Raw genomic sequence first — 13,416 nt, 5'->3', positions numbered from 1 at the left:
ATTCGCATCGCGACGCGGCGGCCGCGCCACCGGCAGTGCGCAATGATCGACGCACGCCACACAGGTTGGTGATGATGTTGCATCTGCTTCGCGGTCCACATGTCCGGGTTGACCATCCGCCCGAGGTAGCCCTTGTAGCAGGATCCGATGAACCCCTTCATTGCCGCCTCCTCGGTGTCCACGGCGGCCTTTCGGGCCTCGCGCAAAATTTTCGCCCACTTGTCCAGCACGCGGCCCTGCTGGGGGTAGACCCATGCCTCGGTGATCTCGAGGTCGTCGAGGTCCGCGCCGATTCCCCCGTCGGCCACCGGTGCGCACAGACCGTCGAGGCTGACCGTGCTCACCCAGGTCTGTACCGGCTGGCCGGTGAGCATGTGCGGGTGCGGCAGGGGCAGCTTCTCGGGCAGCGACAGCGTCTGCGCGGGCGGCAGGGTGATCCGCCACAGCCCGAACGGGGCGCCCTTCTCCCCTACCGCCGCGGTGGCGGCAGCGGCGCCGGTCAGATGCTTGGGCTGCCCGTAGCCGAGTTCGAGCATGCCGGCCGAGGCGAGGTAGGCGGCGCGTTGGTCGATCGACACCAACCGGTGTGCGTCGTCGAGTTCGCTTGCCTCTGGGACACGGGTCCAGCCGACGGCCGGCTCGAGGTCTCCGCGGGGCGCACCGTCGAGGGGTGGGACGGCGCCGGGGGTGGTGACGACGATGCCTTTGCCGCTGCGGGTGCGTTCACGCTTGATCTTGTCGACGATGGCGGCACCGGTGCGCGCGGGCGTCGGCCCGGGGAGCACACCGAGGTGCTTGGCGCACCATGCCAGCCGGCGGCCCAGCTCACGCGCGGCCGGGAGATCGTCGTCCGGGAGATACGTTCCGGCTGTGGGTGATCCGAGGATGCCCATGTCGCCGACCCGGTTGTGCCAGCCGAAGTCTTTGTTCCAATAGGTCCACACATACGGCTCGATCATCACATCGACCATCGAGGTGGAGTTCCCGATGGTGCGGGACAGGTGCACCACGTGCCCCGGATCGCCGCGCAGCTCCCACCCTGCCACCAGCAACGGTGTCAGGGCCGCCTGCAAAACGGCGGTCAGCTCGGTGGCGGCACGGGTACGCAAGGCTTCCATGTCATCGACGTCGTCCTCGCTGCCCGGATCGATGATCCATCCGAGCTGTTCGCACGCGTCGACCCCCACGACCCAGATTTGTGCGGGAGCCCCCAACGGCGTCAGGGCGGCCCAGCGGATCAGCTTGTCGAGCTTCTCGACCGAGTCGACCGGCCCGGTCAGCTCCCGCCCGGACGGGGCGTACGTCCCGGCTGCTGTCACGATCAGCGCGTGCCCGTCCGCCTCCTCCCCCGCCGGTAGCGCTTCCCACACCGGCGGGTCGGCCGCGTCGCTGCCGGCCGCGCCGCTGTCCACCTCGGGAGAATGCGGGGTCGGGGCGTCTTCGGCTTCGGCGACTTCCCACTGCTCGTACGATTCGGAGTGCGCGGCAACGGCTGGCTCCGAGCCCGCCTGATCGGCTGCGACGCAGACAGCGTCATCGGCGGAATCGGGAGAGGTCGTCAGGGTCACCTCGGGCAGTGTGAACAGAGGAATCTGCTCCCCCCGGCCGCTCATGACTCCTGCTCGGCGATCCGGCCGTCGAGATCTGCCGGAGGGACGCTGTAGCGGTCGAAGAACTCCTGCAGGGCAACGTCCACGACGTTGGTCACCGTGGATTTGCGATTGTTCACCAGCCAGTTCAACCGGGCCTCCGTCGAGGCCAGTACCCGGGTATTGAGCGGAACTTTCGTCGGTCCCTTCCGCGGTTCCAACTTCGCCGTCAACTCCGGACTCGGCGTTCCCGCACCAGCGAAGTCTTCCGCACCGGGACCGCGCTCCCCCGACCGAGCGGCGCCTGCGCGTGCGCCCCCGATCGGGCGGCGGGCGCCGCCTTCGGAATTTCCCACCTTTGCCATACCCACCCACTCGCGTGCCGCAGTACTTGCCGAGGATCATGATACCCACTACGTGCGTTTGCGCACGCACCTTCGCTGGCAAGTTTGCATGCATGTTTGCGCCCAGAACGGGACGGGATGTTACGGCCGATGGCATTGGCACCGCTGGTGACATAGTCGGACACACTGTGCGGGCCCGTCCAGCGCAGGAAACCGTCATGACCCCGACAACCTCGGATTCGCTGCCCCCTCGGCGAATCTCGCCGGGGATCGCGGCCGGACTCGTCATTCCACCAGGGTGATGGGCACCCCGGGCGTGATGAACAGGTGGTGTCGAGCGCCACCATGAGTAAGGGACATGGCCACCCCCATGGTGTGTCCCTCGGCGAACCGTGCGAGCAGCTCGCGGGTGGCCTCGAATCTGGTGTGGCTGATGTCGTAGGTGACGCCGTTGAAGATGAGGCTGGGCACCCTACCCTCCTTTGCTGACGGTGGATCGTTGCCGAAAGTGTTGCTCACACCCCCTCATCCGGGAGGACGGACCCCGACGCGGTTCGAGGGGGTATCGGTTTGGACCTGGACCGACGAGGGCAGCGTGCTCGGCGTGCTGAACCTGGCGCGGGACACCGAACCCTGGGTGCTCGAGGTCGAGGCGATGAACGAGCCGCGCTTCGAGTCGCTGGTCGTCGCCGTCGGCGCCGCCGATCACGAGGCGAGACTGGGCGAGCAGACCCGGACGCCCTCAGCGGAGCTGATGGCGCAGGCGCAGGCGCAGGAAAAGGGTGTTCGCCCGGTGCACCCCGTCGACCCCGAGGATCCCGAGATCGCGGCGGCGCTCGACGAGCACATCCGCGGATACGTGCAGCAGTGGCTCGACGACTCGATCCCCGCCCTCGGCGGTCACACACCGCGCGAGTGCGCCGACGACCACACCCGCCGCGACGAGCTGATCCGGCTGCTCGACTCCTTCCCACAGCAGGAGCGGCCGGGCACGATGAGCGCGCACCGGCTGCGGGAGGCATTGGGGCTCTAGGATTCCGGCTGCTGCAAACGCACCAAACCCGGCGAAGTCGTTGCCACAAGGTGACGACCGTGGCCCGCTACTCGAGGGCGAGGGCGAGGGCGGCACGGTGGGCGTTGTCGATCAAGTCTCGCCCGTGCCCAAGTGTGTCAACAGGGTTCGTAGCGCGGTGAGGTGTTCGACCCCGGGTGCGTCAGCACGACCGCAGACGGTTCGCCCAGCCAGGCTGCGGCAGCGTCGAGAGCCTCCTCGACGGTCAGCAGAGTGAGATATGCGCTCGGGTTGGTGCTGATCGGGTTGGTGCTGATCCGCAAAACGCGGCGACGACGATCCAGTCGAATCCGATCGGTTCGGCCGGGACAGCGCGTGTCGAGCCATCGGGTCGCGGCCGCATGGTGGTGCGCGTCCATGTCGACGGCGTACAACAGTGCGTTCGCGTCGACGATTTTCACTTCCCCAGCTCTCGCTTGCGCATGAGTTCCTCATCCTCGTATGCGCCGGCCGGCACCAGGGCGTGGGTGAGGTCGATCCGGGCCCCATCTGCAGGGCGGGAGTCTTGAGGTGGTGGCCTCCCTCAGCCCGCCCAGTGAGGTCCGCGCGCAAAGCCCGTCAGAGGAAATCCGCGTGAACCCCACCATGGCACTGTGACTCCTGGAACTGTTTGTCAGGGTTTCACGGAAACTGTCAGGCACGGTGCCGGTTGTCGGGTGATGCGGCGGTAAGTCGGCGGCGGCAACATCGAAGCCTTCGGCTACCGTGCGCGTGGCGCGGCGGTGCAGAGGGGCCTATTTCCGGCGCGTGGGTCGGTTCGGTGTTCGATGACGGCCTGGATGCGTTCCAGGGTCTGCTCCATTCCCGACCGCAGCACCGCCTTGTTGTTCTTGATTCGTACAGGGTTCCGATCACGAACCAAACCGAACGGCGTAATCGGCGCAACGACCCGGTAGGACTCGGTCACCCGCGCTGCCGCCTTCCGATTCGAACCGGTAGCGCCATTCGAGGATGCCGATGAATTTCCCGGTGCGCTCAAAGGCGAACTCGCCGGCCAAATCCACGACGATAACTACGGGTTTGTTACTCCAAGCCGGGCCACTGCCGACGGCGTTGACCGCCTTGAACCGAGTACCGACGACCGGCCCGGTCGTGCCGTCGAGCCGCGACGGGCCGGCCACGCCATCTGCCGCCCGCGGAGCCCGCCGAGTGGGCGCGTGTGGTCGTCTCGACGGCGACGCCGCGCAGGGCTACTTCCTCGCCGTCGACAGCCGTCGACCCGGACACCGGCGGTCATCGACGCGGGCGGCTCGCGTCCGTTACTACCTCGACACGGACCGTCAGGGGGTTCCCTCGCGTCTCGACAGGTGGTCACCTACCCGCACTACCAGCTATCTGCCATCGATGGACGAGCCGAGATCACCATCGCCACAACGGCCCGACCCGGCCGGCCGGCCGGCACAACGACGCGGGGTCGGTGAGGTTCGGTTAGACCGTCGATGCGTATCCGATGGCGCGTGCGGCGGTGCGGATAATCGGCCGCACGCGCGGATGATCGAGTGGTCGAGTGAACTCGGGGTCGGCTGGGAACGAGTCGACGGCGGGGTTCCACAGGACGACATTCGGAAGGCCGGTCATGGTGGACGATACGTACAGACCGTCGAGATGCGGCCATGTCAGGTGGATGACGCGCGCCCAGGTGCGGCACACGGTACGCGGTCCGTGAAGCAATGCGTACGAGGCTTGGTTACGTACCAGCCAGGTTTCGGTGAGGTTCAGCAAATTCAGGGGACGGCCCGGGCGCCACCCTGTCAGGGCAGGCGCTCCGATCGTGGTGTCGATCGTTCGTGTCGCCTGGTACACCTCGGCCAGCGCGGTGGCGACATCGCAGGCGGCGTAGAGGACTCCGATGGTGGTCGCTGCCGCGGCGGGGCCGGGATGCGGGTCGTAGCGCATGGACGCGATCGGTCCGTAAGTGCGCAGAGTCCGCCAGGACACGACGTGTGGACCGGTGGTGCGGTGGATCCGCCACAGAACACCGTCGTAGGCCAGGATGTCCTCCGGATTCAAGGTGAGCGGCGTCCGCGGTGCCCGCGGGGTCTTCGGGTTCCGACCGCTCACCAGGTGTCGAGGGATTCCAGGAGTGCGACCACCGGTGCGGGGTCCGCCGCCGCGGCCAGATGCTCGAGCGGGGTCCGGTCGCCGAGGTCGGGTTGCGGGGTGTGCATGAGCGCGGCCACCGACACGGGGCTGGCCATCGAAGGGATGGCCTCCACGACAGCGCTGAGCCCCGGCAAGACATCGTCGCCGACGAACTGCCATCGGGGGATGCGGCGATGCCCGTGCAGATCGAACGCCCACAGCGTGCGCGCGGTGAGCCGCCGGGACACCACCGACCTGTCGATGCCGAGCAGCTCCGCTGCCTCCTTGATATCCAGCGAATCCGCGAGCGCCGTCACGGTTTGCCGCGCGATCTCCACCGCGCGAGCGCGGATCTCGGCCACCGGCGACCACTGGTCGAGGACTTCGCCGACGCCCTCGCCGGCGTGCGCGCGGAGGAACTCAATCTCTCCGGCCGACAACGTGTCCGACGCGGCGGGTACCGCGGTGAGCGCAGCGTCGAGTTCGCGAAGCATCTCGCGGGCGGTGAGGTCGACGTGATGCTTGGCCAGCAGCGCGTCGAGCGAATCCACATTCTCCAACGACCACATATGCACATCTTAGCTCGCTTGTGCACTGGTGTGCACATTAGAGTCGCCGGACTCGGGCGCCTGCGGGGTGGCGCGATGCAGCACGACATTGCATTGCAGCATTCTCATCTCATCGAGCTACATGTCGCCCTGGACAGCTTCGGGAGTCCGAAGCCGAGCCGAGGCAGCGGCAGGGTTACCAGCGGTAATGAAACCTGTTTCGATAAGGCACGTCTTGTGGCGATTCGTCTGCTCGATTCCGGTTTCCGGGCTACCAGATCGCGAGCTGCTGACTCCCCGGCCGCTGCGCATCGGTGGCGACTCCCCGCCGCCGGGGGCCGCAACGACCGCTCCGATCTACCTCGTCGGTTGTGCCCCACGGCGTCAGACCCGGGCGGCGTGCGCGATCGATCTCGTGGCGCGGATCCACGCCGGCCGCCTCGGCGATAGCAATCTCGACCCGCGCCCGCGCCCGCGCTCGAGCGAAGCGCGGCCCTTTCCGCCAGGCCGGCGCCCACATTGCGGTCGATGACGGACGCCGCGCCCTCGACGACGGCTCCTTCCCCTCCAGTTGGTATCGAGTCAGCGACCGCGGAATGCAGAAACATGCGCGCCCGCGCTCGGTGAAGAGAACCCCGATCCGGCAACGTCATCGCCGCCATGGGTGTCGTCACCACGGCGGTCGGCGACATACGAAACACCGTCATCAGGAAAGACCTGATCCGTCACCTGAACAGGCCGCATCACGTTCACCATTCCGGGTATGGCGGACGTCATCCGCCGGCAACTCCCCGAATGACACCCGCCAACGGGCGAACCGGGCAGTCGTCCCGCGTCATTGATCGACGCAGAGGCCGAGGTCCGGCACCAGCGGGTGGCATCCGACGGCCCACAACGAGCAAACGTCGCCGAGTAGGAAAACACGGATCCGCGAGCGTCGTCCACGTCATCGCCGAGACACGACACCTCCGCCGAGTAACGCCGTCATCACCATCAGTGGCATCACGTCCTCGGGGCCCTCACAGTCCACAATGTTCCCACTCCAGGCTTAACCCTGGCTTAACCCCCGCCCACGCAGCGAGGCCAGCGAGCGACTACCCAACCAGCATCTCGGGGACGGCCTCTCCACCACAGCGGCGCACCGCCGATCGAATGACTGAGCCCACAATTTCGGCACCCCCAACCAGCGGGTGCAACCAGGTGACGCACATCAGCAGCGCCATCAGCTTCCCCGACACTGGTGGCGCGCCGGGAAGCATCCCCCACCTGAGCGAGCGCTGTGTCGTGGAGAACGGCCGGGACCATGGGAGCTGGCGTGAACCATACGCCGCCATCAGTCGGCCGGGGTGGCACCGTTGGTGCGGACCGGGCCGGACGCCTGGTTGGCGTCGGGCTATCCTCGGCGCGGTGAGGTCACCGAATCGTGCGACGCTCGAGGCCCTGGTGGCCGAGGCCACCGTCGACTGCTACAACGACAGCGAATGCGTCACGGGTTTCTACACCATGCTCGACGAGCATCTCGAACTGCCGTTCCAGACATGTGTGTTGGGGACCGATGTCACCGTGTCCGGCATCGACCTCGCCGACGAACACATCGTGGTGATCTGCGCCCGTGGCCGGTCGCGACAGCGCATCCCCCTCCTCGATCTGCCATTGCCGACGCCTCCGCCCACCGGTACGGAGTGGATCGAGGCATACCGTCACTGGCTGGGGTAGGTGAGGACATGAGTGTGCACACCGGCGACACCGGACCCCTGAGCGCGGTCGGGGAGCACCGGATACGGGCGACAGGGCAGGAGGCCTCACTGAACCTGCACACGGTGCTGCAGCTGTGCGCGGCGGGTGAACTGCGGTGCAGCGAGAAGACCCGCCGCCCCTCCGCGGCGACGGTCGCCGCCGTGGGCTCGCAGCTCGCGCACGGCGACTTCTACCTTGACGACCCGATCGCGTCGTTCGCGTGGCCGCTGATCATCCAGGCCGGTGGACTCGCCACGATCGCGGGCGGGCGCCTCCAGCTGACCCCCAAGGGCCGCGCCGCCCTGCGTCGGCCGCCGGCCGAGGTCATCCGGCAACTGTGGCAGCGCTGGCTCACCCACGCGGTGATCGACGAGTTCAGCCGAGTCGAGCAGATCAAGGGCCAGCGCGCACGCAATGTCCTCACCTCGGCCAAGAATCGCCGACAGACGGTCGCGCAGGCATTGGCAAGCTGCCCACCCGGAGAGTGGATCAGCGTGGATTCCCTGTTCACGACCATGCGACGGAAAGGGATGAGTCCCACCGTCGCCCGCAGCGAGATGGCGCTGTGGAAGCTCTATCTCGTCGACTCCCAGTACGGCAGTCTGGGCTACGACGGCTACCACCGGTGGGAGATCCTGGAGGGCCGCTACACGGCCGCGGTGCTGTTCGAGTACGCCGGCACGCTGGGACTGCTCGACCTCGATTACCTCCACCCCACCGGTGCCCGATCGGACTTCCACGGCAACTGGGGCGGCGACGATCTGGACGCGCTGAGCAGGTACGACGGACTGCAGGCGATCCGGCTCACCGACCTGGGCTGCTACGCCATCGGCCTGACCGACACCTACCACCCGCCCACCGACGACAAGACAACCGCGGTGCTGAAGGTCCTGCCCAATCTCGACGTCGTCGCCACCGGAACCGTGCCCCCCGGTGATCAGCTTCTGCTGTCCGGCTACGCCGAGCACACCGCGGACAGGGTCTGGACCATCACCGCCGCGGGTCTGTTGTCTGCGATCGATACCGATCGCACCCTCGAGGACCTCATCACCTTCCTGGCCCAGCGGACCAACCATGAGCTGCCCAGCTCGCTGACGACCCTCATCGATGACATCACCCGACGCGCCACCCAGCTGACCGACCTCGGTCACGCCCGGGTGATCGAATGCGCCGATGAGGCACTGGCCGCACTCGTCACCCGCGACCGCACCCTCCGGAAGCTGTGTCGCCTGGTAGGCGACCGCCACCTCGCGGTCCCACTCGAACACGAACCGAAGTTCCGCAGGGCCCTGCTGAAACTCGGCTATGCCCTGCCCGGGCCGAACCCGCCCTGAGCGGGGACGCAACACCACGAGGGCAGGGCCTCGGTGTAGTCGCCCGGTCGCGGCCCCGACCCCGCCATCTCGTCCGATGACCGACAAGATCCGGGACAGGCACAAACCGTTCCGACGATGATTCACGTTTTTTACAGAAACCACCACCACCAGAAACAAGCCGTGCCCGTCGTGTGGTCGTCGCTCCTGCTCACCGACACCGGACGCACAGGTCATGACAGAGGGCCCTCGTCCCCGGCCGCGACGACCCTGCCAACCGCAACACATCGGTCGGGCTGGCCCCGCCCGAGGTACCCGTTCACGCTCCCGAACCCGGCCGGTGCCGCCGGCTCCCTCCCGCACCAGAGGTGTCGGCGAGCACGCGCTCGAACAGTGGTGCCAGCACCGACCAGGTCACCACCGCGACGCCGCCAAGGTGCTTGCCGGGGGCGCCGCCGACCTCGAACCCCGGCCACACCGACTGCCACCTGCCTGGACGATCGTTCGGGTCGACCGGTCGGGCCGGTGCATCGCACACTGGCACCGTGGAGGAACGCTATCCGGGAGAACTGGACACCCTGCGAGCGGACAATGCGCGGTTGCGGCGGCTGCTGGAACTGACCGAGGAGCAGGCCCGCGCCGCCGATCCGGATCAGGCCGCGCTGACCGGAGCCCCGGGAGCGCCGGTGGACATGCGATCCGCACCGGAGGAGAAGGTCCGGTTCTTCGCCGACCTGTTTCGATGCCGCACCGATGTTTACGCAGTTCGATGGGAGAACCGCCGGGACGGCAGGTCGGGATGGATGCCTGCCATCGAGGGCCGCTGGGTCAAGGGCATGAGCAGAGCCGACGCACCCTATCTGCCGCTGACCACCGAGGTCGTCGCCAAGCACCTGCGCGGCGAGCACCACATCGGGCTCTACCCCCTCAGCGATGACGACACCTGCTGGTGGGTGAGCGCAGATTTCGACAAGGACACCGCCCTGCTCGACGCCCTCGCCTACCTCAAGGCCGCCCGCGCGAACACGCTACCCGCGGCATTGGAGGTATCGCAGTCCGGCCGCGGCGCGCACGTGTGGATCTTCTTCGCTCACCCCACCCCGGCTGCGCTCGCACGTCGGATCGCGACCAGCCTGCTCGGCGAGGCGATCCGGCTGCGCGGCAACATGAGCCTGACCAGCTATGACCGGCTGTTCCCGTCCCAGGACGTGCACACCGGGCGCGGGATGGGGAACCTGATCGCCGCCCCGCTCAACGGAACCCGCCGCCGGCACGGGACCACCGTGTTCCTCGACCCGGCCACCCTCGAACCGTTCGACGACCAATGGGCCTACCTGTCGTCCGTCGCCCGCCTGTCCGCGAACGAGGTCACCGCCGCCGCCACACGCCTGCCTGCACCGAAAACGGGCCACGAGGTCCGCCGGTTGCAGCTACCGACCTCGACCACGATCGTGCCGCGGCCCGCCCCAGTTATCCGGGCATCGTTCGCCGCCCGCATGCAACTGACCGCCGCTGATCTCGGACCGGCCGGGATCTCGGCGGTCAAACACGCCGCGTCCATCCCGAACCCCGAGTTCCACGCCCGCCAACGGGCACACCGCAGCACCTGGGACACACCACGATTCCTGTGCAGCTACGACGAAACCGTCGACGGCGACCTCGTCCTCCCCCGCGGCCTGCTGCCCCTGTTGACCACCCTCGTCGACTCCGCCGGCAGCACCCTGCACATCGACGACCAGCGCGTCGCCGGAACACCGCAGGACTTCCGCCTCGCCACCGAGCTGCGGCCCGAACAGCAGGTCGCAGCGCGCGAACTCGTCGCCCAAGACACCGAGGTGCTGATCGCGCCACCCGGAACCGGAAAGACCGTCATCGCGTGCGCCGCGATCGCCTCCCGGGCCACGACGACGCTGATCCTGGTCGACCGCAAGGCCCTCGCCGACCAGTGGCGAGCCCGGCTGCGCACCCATCTCGACATCAAGTGCGGACAGATCGGCGGCGGCCGAACGAAAACCACCGGCATCATCGACATCGCGTTGCTGCCCACCCTGGCCCGCCGCGGCAACGTCGACGAGCTGACCGGCCGCTACGGCTTCGTCATCGTCGACGAATGCCACCACGTCGCCGCGTCCGCGTTCTCCGACGTCCTCGACCGTGTCCCCGCGAAATACTGGCTCGGCCTGACCGCCACCCCCTACCGACGCGACCGGCTCGACGACCTGATCTACCACCAACTCGGCACCCACCGCCACACCCTCGAGGTCCCCGCCGCCGGTGAATTACCCACCGCCGCAACGGATGCGACCGTCCCCCACCCCGCCGCGCACCTGCACCCCACCCGATTCCGCTACACCGGCGACGCCGACCCCACCCAGCCCGGCGGAATCGCCGCCATCTACCGCACTCTGATCGCCGACGACGACCGACTACACCAGATCACCACCGACATCCTCGCCGCCCACCACAACGGCGCCAACATCCTGGTACTCACCACCTGGGTCGACCACCTCAACGCCCTGAGCCGAGCCCTGACCGACGCCGGATGCACCCCGATCACCCTCCGCGGGGGCATGAAAGCACGCGGACGCCAACGGATCACCCACGACCTCGCCACCCATCGGCCCGACCAGCCGCCGCTGCTGATCCTGGGCACCGGCTCCTTCATCGGCGAAGGCTTCGACTGCCCCGCCCTCGACACCCTGTTCCTCGCCGCCCCCGTCTCGTTCAGAGGCCGCCTCGTCCAATACGTCGGACGCATCACCCGAGCGCACCCCGGCAAAACCACCGCGACCGTCCACGACTACCACGACGAACTCACCCCCGTCCTCGCCTCCTCCCTACGCAAACGCGCGCCCGGATACACCTCCCTCGGCTTCCCCGACCCACGCAAGCAGCTGCCCTGACCGGCGTGCCAGCGGGCCGCAGGCCCCAGAGAGCACTGACCACCATTTTCGAAGCGCCGAACTTCACGAGCAGGAATACCTGCTCGACTCCGCCGCCATCACGATGACCTGCTCGGCTCCGAAGCGATCACCGCGCGGCACGCGGGCATCGACTTCGCCCGCAGTCATCGGCGCCAGTCTTCAGCGGCCAGCCCACCCTGCGGGCGCAACGGCACCGTTCGGCTCTCCCCGTGGACGACGCTGACGCCGCGACCCAGCGGGGCACATGCACTCCGCCATGCAAACGACAAACGGCAATCGCCGCCGCCATCAATCCGGATGAGTGCGGTCGCACCGAGACGGCGGTGGCACCGCCTTTGCAAACCACGGAATTTTCGTCGCCACCCCGTGACACCACCACGACCAGACGGAAGAAGTGCAGTCGCCGGGTTAGATTGACGCTATGAAGGCCACGAGATCCGCGTCCGCGCAACGTCGCACACCCTGCCGGACTGTGGACGACGTGCAGACCCGGTTGGCTGCGAGTGCAAAAACCGTGGTTCTCGACAGCTCACCCGACGTTATCGTCGAACTGTACGACCTTCCGGACGGGGTCACTCTCCGGATCGAAGGTGCGTCCCGCGTGCAGATCACCGATGCCGCAGATCGGTCGGAGGAACACGGGCCGGTCATCGTGGTTACCGGCGGCGCCTTCGCCCAACTGTTCGGGCACACCTGCGTCCACGCCTACACCGCTGCGACCGTCGACGCCTTCGATCGCACCCGGGTCAGCGCGCACAACCGTGCCGTCGTTTCCGCCATGGATCACGCGCAGGTTGCCGCCGGCGAGAACGCCACCGTCTACGCCTACGATCATGCCGCCGTCCACGCCCACGGCGACGCCCAGGTGCACGCCATCGGCAACACCCGCATCGTCCTGCGTGACAACGCCCGAGCGGTAGCCGCCCGTGGCGTCGCGATATTCGGTCCCGCCCGGGCCAACACATCGGTCGCGGCCGGGTAGCACCCCCGCCAGGCGCAGCTTCAGGGAACGACACCTCCGAGTGCGGGGCACTGACTCTCGGCTTCAGGGGGCAATCAGTACCACGCTACGTCGATGGCGTCATCGCATCGAACCGGCGGCGTCCAGGTATGTTGCGCTCCGCGGGTGCGGGCAGTCCCTGCCGGTTCCGTACTCGCGTCGGTCCGCGCAATCACCGCACATCCCGTCGTAACCCTCACCATCTTCCAGGCTGTTCTCGCACCCGTCCGTGCCGCATATGTTCTCCTGCACGAGTCGGTAACACTCACAGCCCTCGCAATAGTCCCCGTCGGTCCAGGTAGAGCAACCAAGCATTCTGGGCGCGCGTCCCCGTCGCAGGGTACCGGCAGATGTACTGCGGTTCCCCCTGTTCGACGCACATGCTGCACACGAAGTCGCCTTCGATGACGCGCAGCGTTTCGGGGGTACCGCACCGAGCGCACAGATCCACTCCGCTTTCCTGCCGCTCTCGGAGTGTGGAGTACGCGAGCGTGAGTGCCTTGAACCAAGGTGCGAGGATGTCGCGTGCGTCGTCGTTGGGCTCGCCCTCGGCGACCAGTTCGGCTAGGAGTACGGCCACCAGAGCTGCGTCAAGGTCATCACCGACCCATTAGAGCACGGCGGAGGTGGAAGCTCCGATCGTGTGGTCACCAAGCGACAGATCCGAGATAGCCGTCCTGTTTAACCTGGATGCACCGATTCGGTTGGGTCGGTGAGCGTGTCGTAACGGCGAAATGCCCTGTCGTGGTGGAAGAATTGGACTTCTCACAGAACCTTTTCAACCATCCCGAAGGGCATCTCGTAGGT

General features: G+C 67.5%; 15 protein-coding genes and 1 pseudogene. 6 read left to right on the top strand and 10 right to left on the bottom strand.

Going from position 1 to position 13,416, the window contains the following annotated elements; all coding sequences use genetic code 11:
- The 3 genes from WAW17_RS02855 to WAW17_RS02845 form a co-directional block, all read right to left on the bottom strand.
- A partial coding sequence (locus WAW17_RS02855) for a hypothetical protein (protein ID WP_422331507.1) occupies positions 1 to 1,613 on the bottom strand: 1,613 nt, incomplete at its 3' end.
- Positions 1,610 to 1,954: a hypothetical protein gene (locus WAW17_RS02850; protein WP_422331506.1), complete on the bottom strand. Its 345-nt coding sequence runs from the start codon at positions 1,952 to 1,954 to the stop codon at positions 1,610 to 1,612. The genes WAW17_RS02850 and WAW17_RS02855, both read right to left, overlap by 4 nt.
- A gap of 264 nt (positions 1,955 to 2,218) precedes the next feature.
- Positions 2,219 to 2,404, bottom strand: coding sequence for a hypothetical protein (locus tag WAW17_RS02845; RefSeq protein ID WP_422331505.1), 186 nt, complete (start codon positions 2,402 to 2,404; stop codon positions 2,219 to 2,221).
- 124 nt (positions 2,405 to 2,528) lie between these two features.
- On the opposite strand from WAW17_RS02845, the gene WAW17_RS02840 reads away from it, so the two are divergent.
- Positions 2,529 to 2,966, top strand: a complete 438-nt coding sequence (locus WAW17_RS02840) for a hypothetical protein (RefSeq protein WP_422331504.1) — start codon at positions 2,529 to 2,531, stop codon at positions 2,964 to 2,966.
- A 137-nt stretch (positions 2,967 to 3,103) separates the two neighbouring features.
- Here the strand turns inward: WAW17_RS02840 and WAW17_RS02835 are convergent, their stop codons facing one another.
- Complete coding sequence (locus WAW17_RS02835; RefSeq protein ID WP_422331503.1) at positions 3,104 to 3,406, bottom strand: hypothetical protein; 303 nt, start codon at positions 3,404 to 3,406, stop codon at positions 3,104 to 3,106.
- A 450-nt stretch (positions 3,407 to 3,856) separates the two neighbouring features.
- Positions 3,857 to 4,126 carry a hypothetical protein gene (locus WAW17_RS02830; protein ID WP_422331502.1) on the bottom strand — a complete coding sequence of 90 codons (270 nt, stop codon included), beginning with the start codon at positions 4,124 to 4,126 and terminating at the stop codon, positions 3,857 to 3,859.
- On the opposite strand from WAW17_RS02830, the pseudogene WAW17_RS02825 reads away from it, so the two are divergent.
- A pseudogene (locus tag WAW17_RS02825) lies at positions 4,108 to 4,426 on the top strand (hypothetical protein); the annotation flags it as partial. The gene WAW17_RS02830 and the pseudogene WAW17_RS02825 overlap by 19 nt on opposite strands.
- A gap of 7 nt (positions 4,427 to 4,433) precedes the next feature.
- On the opposite strand, the gene WAW17_RS02820 reads toward WAW17_RS02825, so the two are convergent.
- The 3 genes from WAW17_RS02820 to WAW17_RS02810 form a co-directional block, all read right to left on the bottom strand.
- Positions 4,434 to 5,066, bottom strand: a complete 633-nt coding sequence (locus WAW17_RS02820; protein ID WP_422331501.1) for an RES family NAD+ phosphorylase — start codon at positions 5,064 to 5,066, stop codon at positions 4,434 to 4,436.
- Positions 5,063 to 5,656 (bottom strand): helix-turn-helix domain-containing protein, encoded by a 594-nt coding sequence (locus WAW17_RS02815; protein WP_422331500.1) that lies wholly within the window; start codon positions 5,654 to 5,656, stop codon positions 5,063 to 5,065. The genes WAW17_RS02820 and WAW17_RS02815 overlap by 4 nt, the downstream gene beginning before the upstream one ends.
- Before the next feature lie 561 nt (positions 5,657 to 6,217).
- The gene (locus WAW17_RS02810; protein WP_422331499.1) at positions 6,218 to 6,391 is read right to left on the bottom strand and encodes a hypothetical protein; all 174 of its coding nucleotides are present in this window, start codon (positions 6,389 to 6,391) and stop codon (positions 6,218 to 6,220) included.
- 651 nt (positions 6,392 to 7,042) lie between these two features.
- Here WAW17_RS02810 and WAW17_RS02805 point away from each other — a divergent pair.
- Together WAW17_RS02805 and WAW17_RS02800 are read left to right on the top strand one after the other, a co-directional pair.
- Positions 7,043 to 7,351, top strand: a complete 309-nt coding sequence (locus tag WAW17_RS02805) for a calcium-binding protein (RefSeq protein WP_422331498.1) — start codon at positions 7,043 to 7,045, stop codon at positions 7,349 to 7,351.
- An 8-nt stretch (positions 7,352 to 7,359) separates the two neighbouring features.
- A complete protein-coding gene (locus WAW17_RS02800) occupies positions 7,360 to 8,706 on the top strand; it encodes a helicase-associated domain-containing protein (RefSeq protein WP_422331497.1) in 1,347 nt (448 codons plus the stop codon).
- A gap of 298 nt (positions 8,707 to 9,004) precedes the next feature.
- Here WAW17_RS02800 and WAW17_RS02795 read toward each other — a convergent pair whose 3' ends face one another.
- Positions 9,005 to 9,163 (bottom strand): hypothetical protein, encoded by a 159-nt coding sequence (locus WAW17_RS02795; RefSeq protein WP_422331496.1) that lies wholly within the window; start codon positions 9,161 to 9,163, stop codon positions 9,005 to 9,007.
- A gap of 67 nt (positions 9,164 to 9,230) precedes the next feature.
- On the opposite strand from WAW17_RS02795, the gene WAW17_RS02790 reads away from it, so the two are divergent.
- Both WAW17_RS02790 and WAW17_RS02785 read left to right on the top strand, forming a co-directional pair.
- Positions 9,231 to 11,588, top strand: a complete 2,358-nt coding sequence (locus tag WAW17_RS02790) for a TOTE conflict system archaeo-eukaryotic primase domain-containing protein (RefSeq protein ID WP_422331495.1) — start codon at positions 9,231 to 9,233, stop codon at positions 11,586 to 11,588.
- A 442-nt stretch (positions 11,589 to 12,030) separates the two neighbouring features.
- A complete protein-coding gene (locus WAW17_RS02785; RefSeq protein WP_422331494.1) occupies positions 12,031 to 12,591 on the top strand; it encodes a hypothetical protein in 561 nt (186 codons plus the stop codon).
- 283 nt (positions 12,592 to 12,874) lie between these two features.
- On the opposite strand, the gene WAW17_RS02780 is transcribed toward WAW17_RS02785, so the two are convergent.
- Complete coding sequence (locus WAW17_RS02780; RefSeq protein ID WP_422331493.1) at positions 12,875 to 13,189, bottom strand: hypothetical protein; 315 nt, start codon at positions 13,187 to 13,189, stop codon at positions 12,875 to 12,877.
- Positions 13,190 to 13,416 lie beyond the last annotated feature (227 nt).

This window comes from Rhodococcus sp. (in: high G+C Gram-positive bacteria) (assembly GCF_049286785.1).
In the GTDB taxonomy this organism is placed as follows: Bacteria; Actinomycetota; Actinomycetes; order Mycobacteriales; family Mycobacteriaceae; genus Rhodococcus_F.
The sequence above is the reverse complement of the archived record's forward strand: the minus strand, read 5'-3'. Positions and strand labels throughout refer to the sequence as shown.

Excerpts from the sequence above, each read along its gene's own strand:
- WAW17_RS02850 (WP_422331506.1), bottom strand. The coding sequence starts at position 1,954 with ATGGCAAAGGTGGGAAATTCCGAAGGCGGCGCCCGCCGCCCGATCGGG.
- WAW17_RS02815 (WP_422331500.1), bottom strand. The coding sequence starts at position 5,656 with ATGTGGTCGTTGGAGAATGTGGATTCGCTCGACGCGCTGCTGGCCAAG.
- WAW17_RS02810 (WP_422331499.1), bottom strand. The coding sequence starts at position 6,391 with ATGGTGAACGTGATGCGGCCTGTTCAGGTGACGGATCAGGTCTTTCCT.
- WAW17_RS02800 (WP_422331497.1), top strand. The coding sequence starts at position 7,360 with ATGAGTGTGCACACCGGCGACACCGGACCCCTGAGCGCGGTCGGGGAG.
- WAW17_RS02785 (WP_422331494.1), top strand. The coding sequence starts at position 12,031 with ATGAAGGCCACGAGATCCGCGTCCGCGCAACGTCGCACACCCTGCCGG.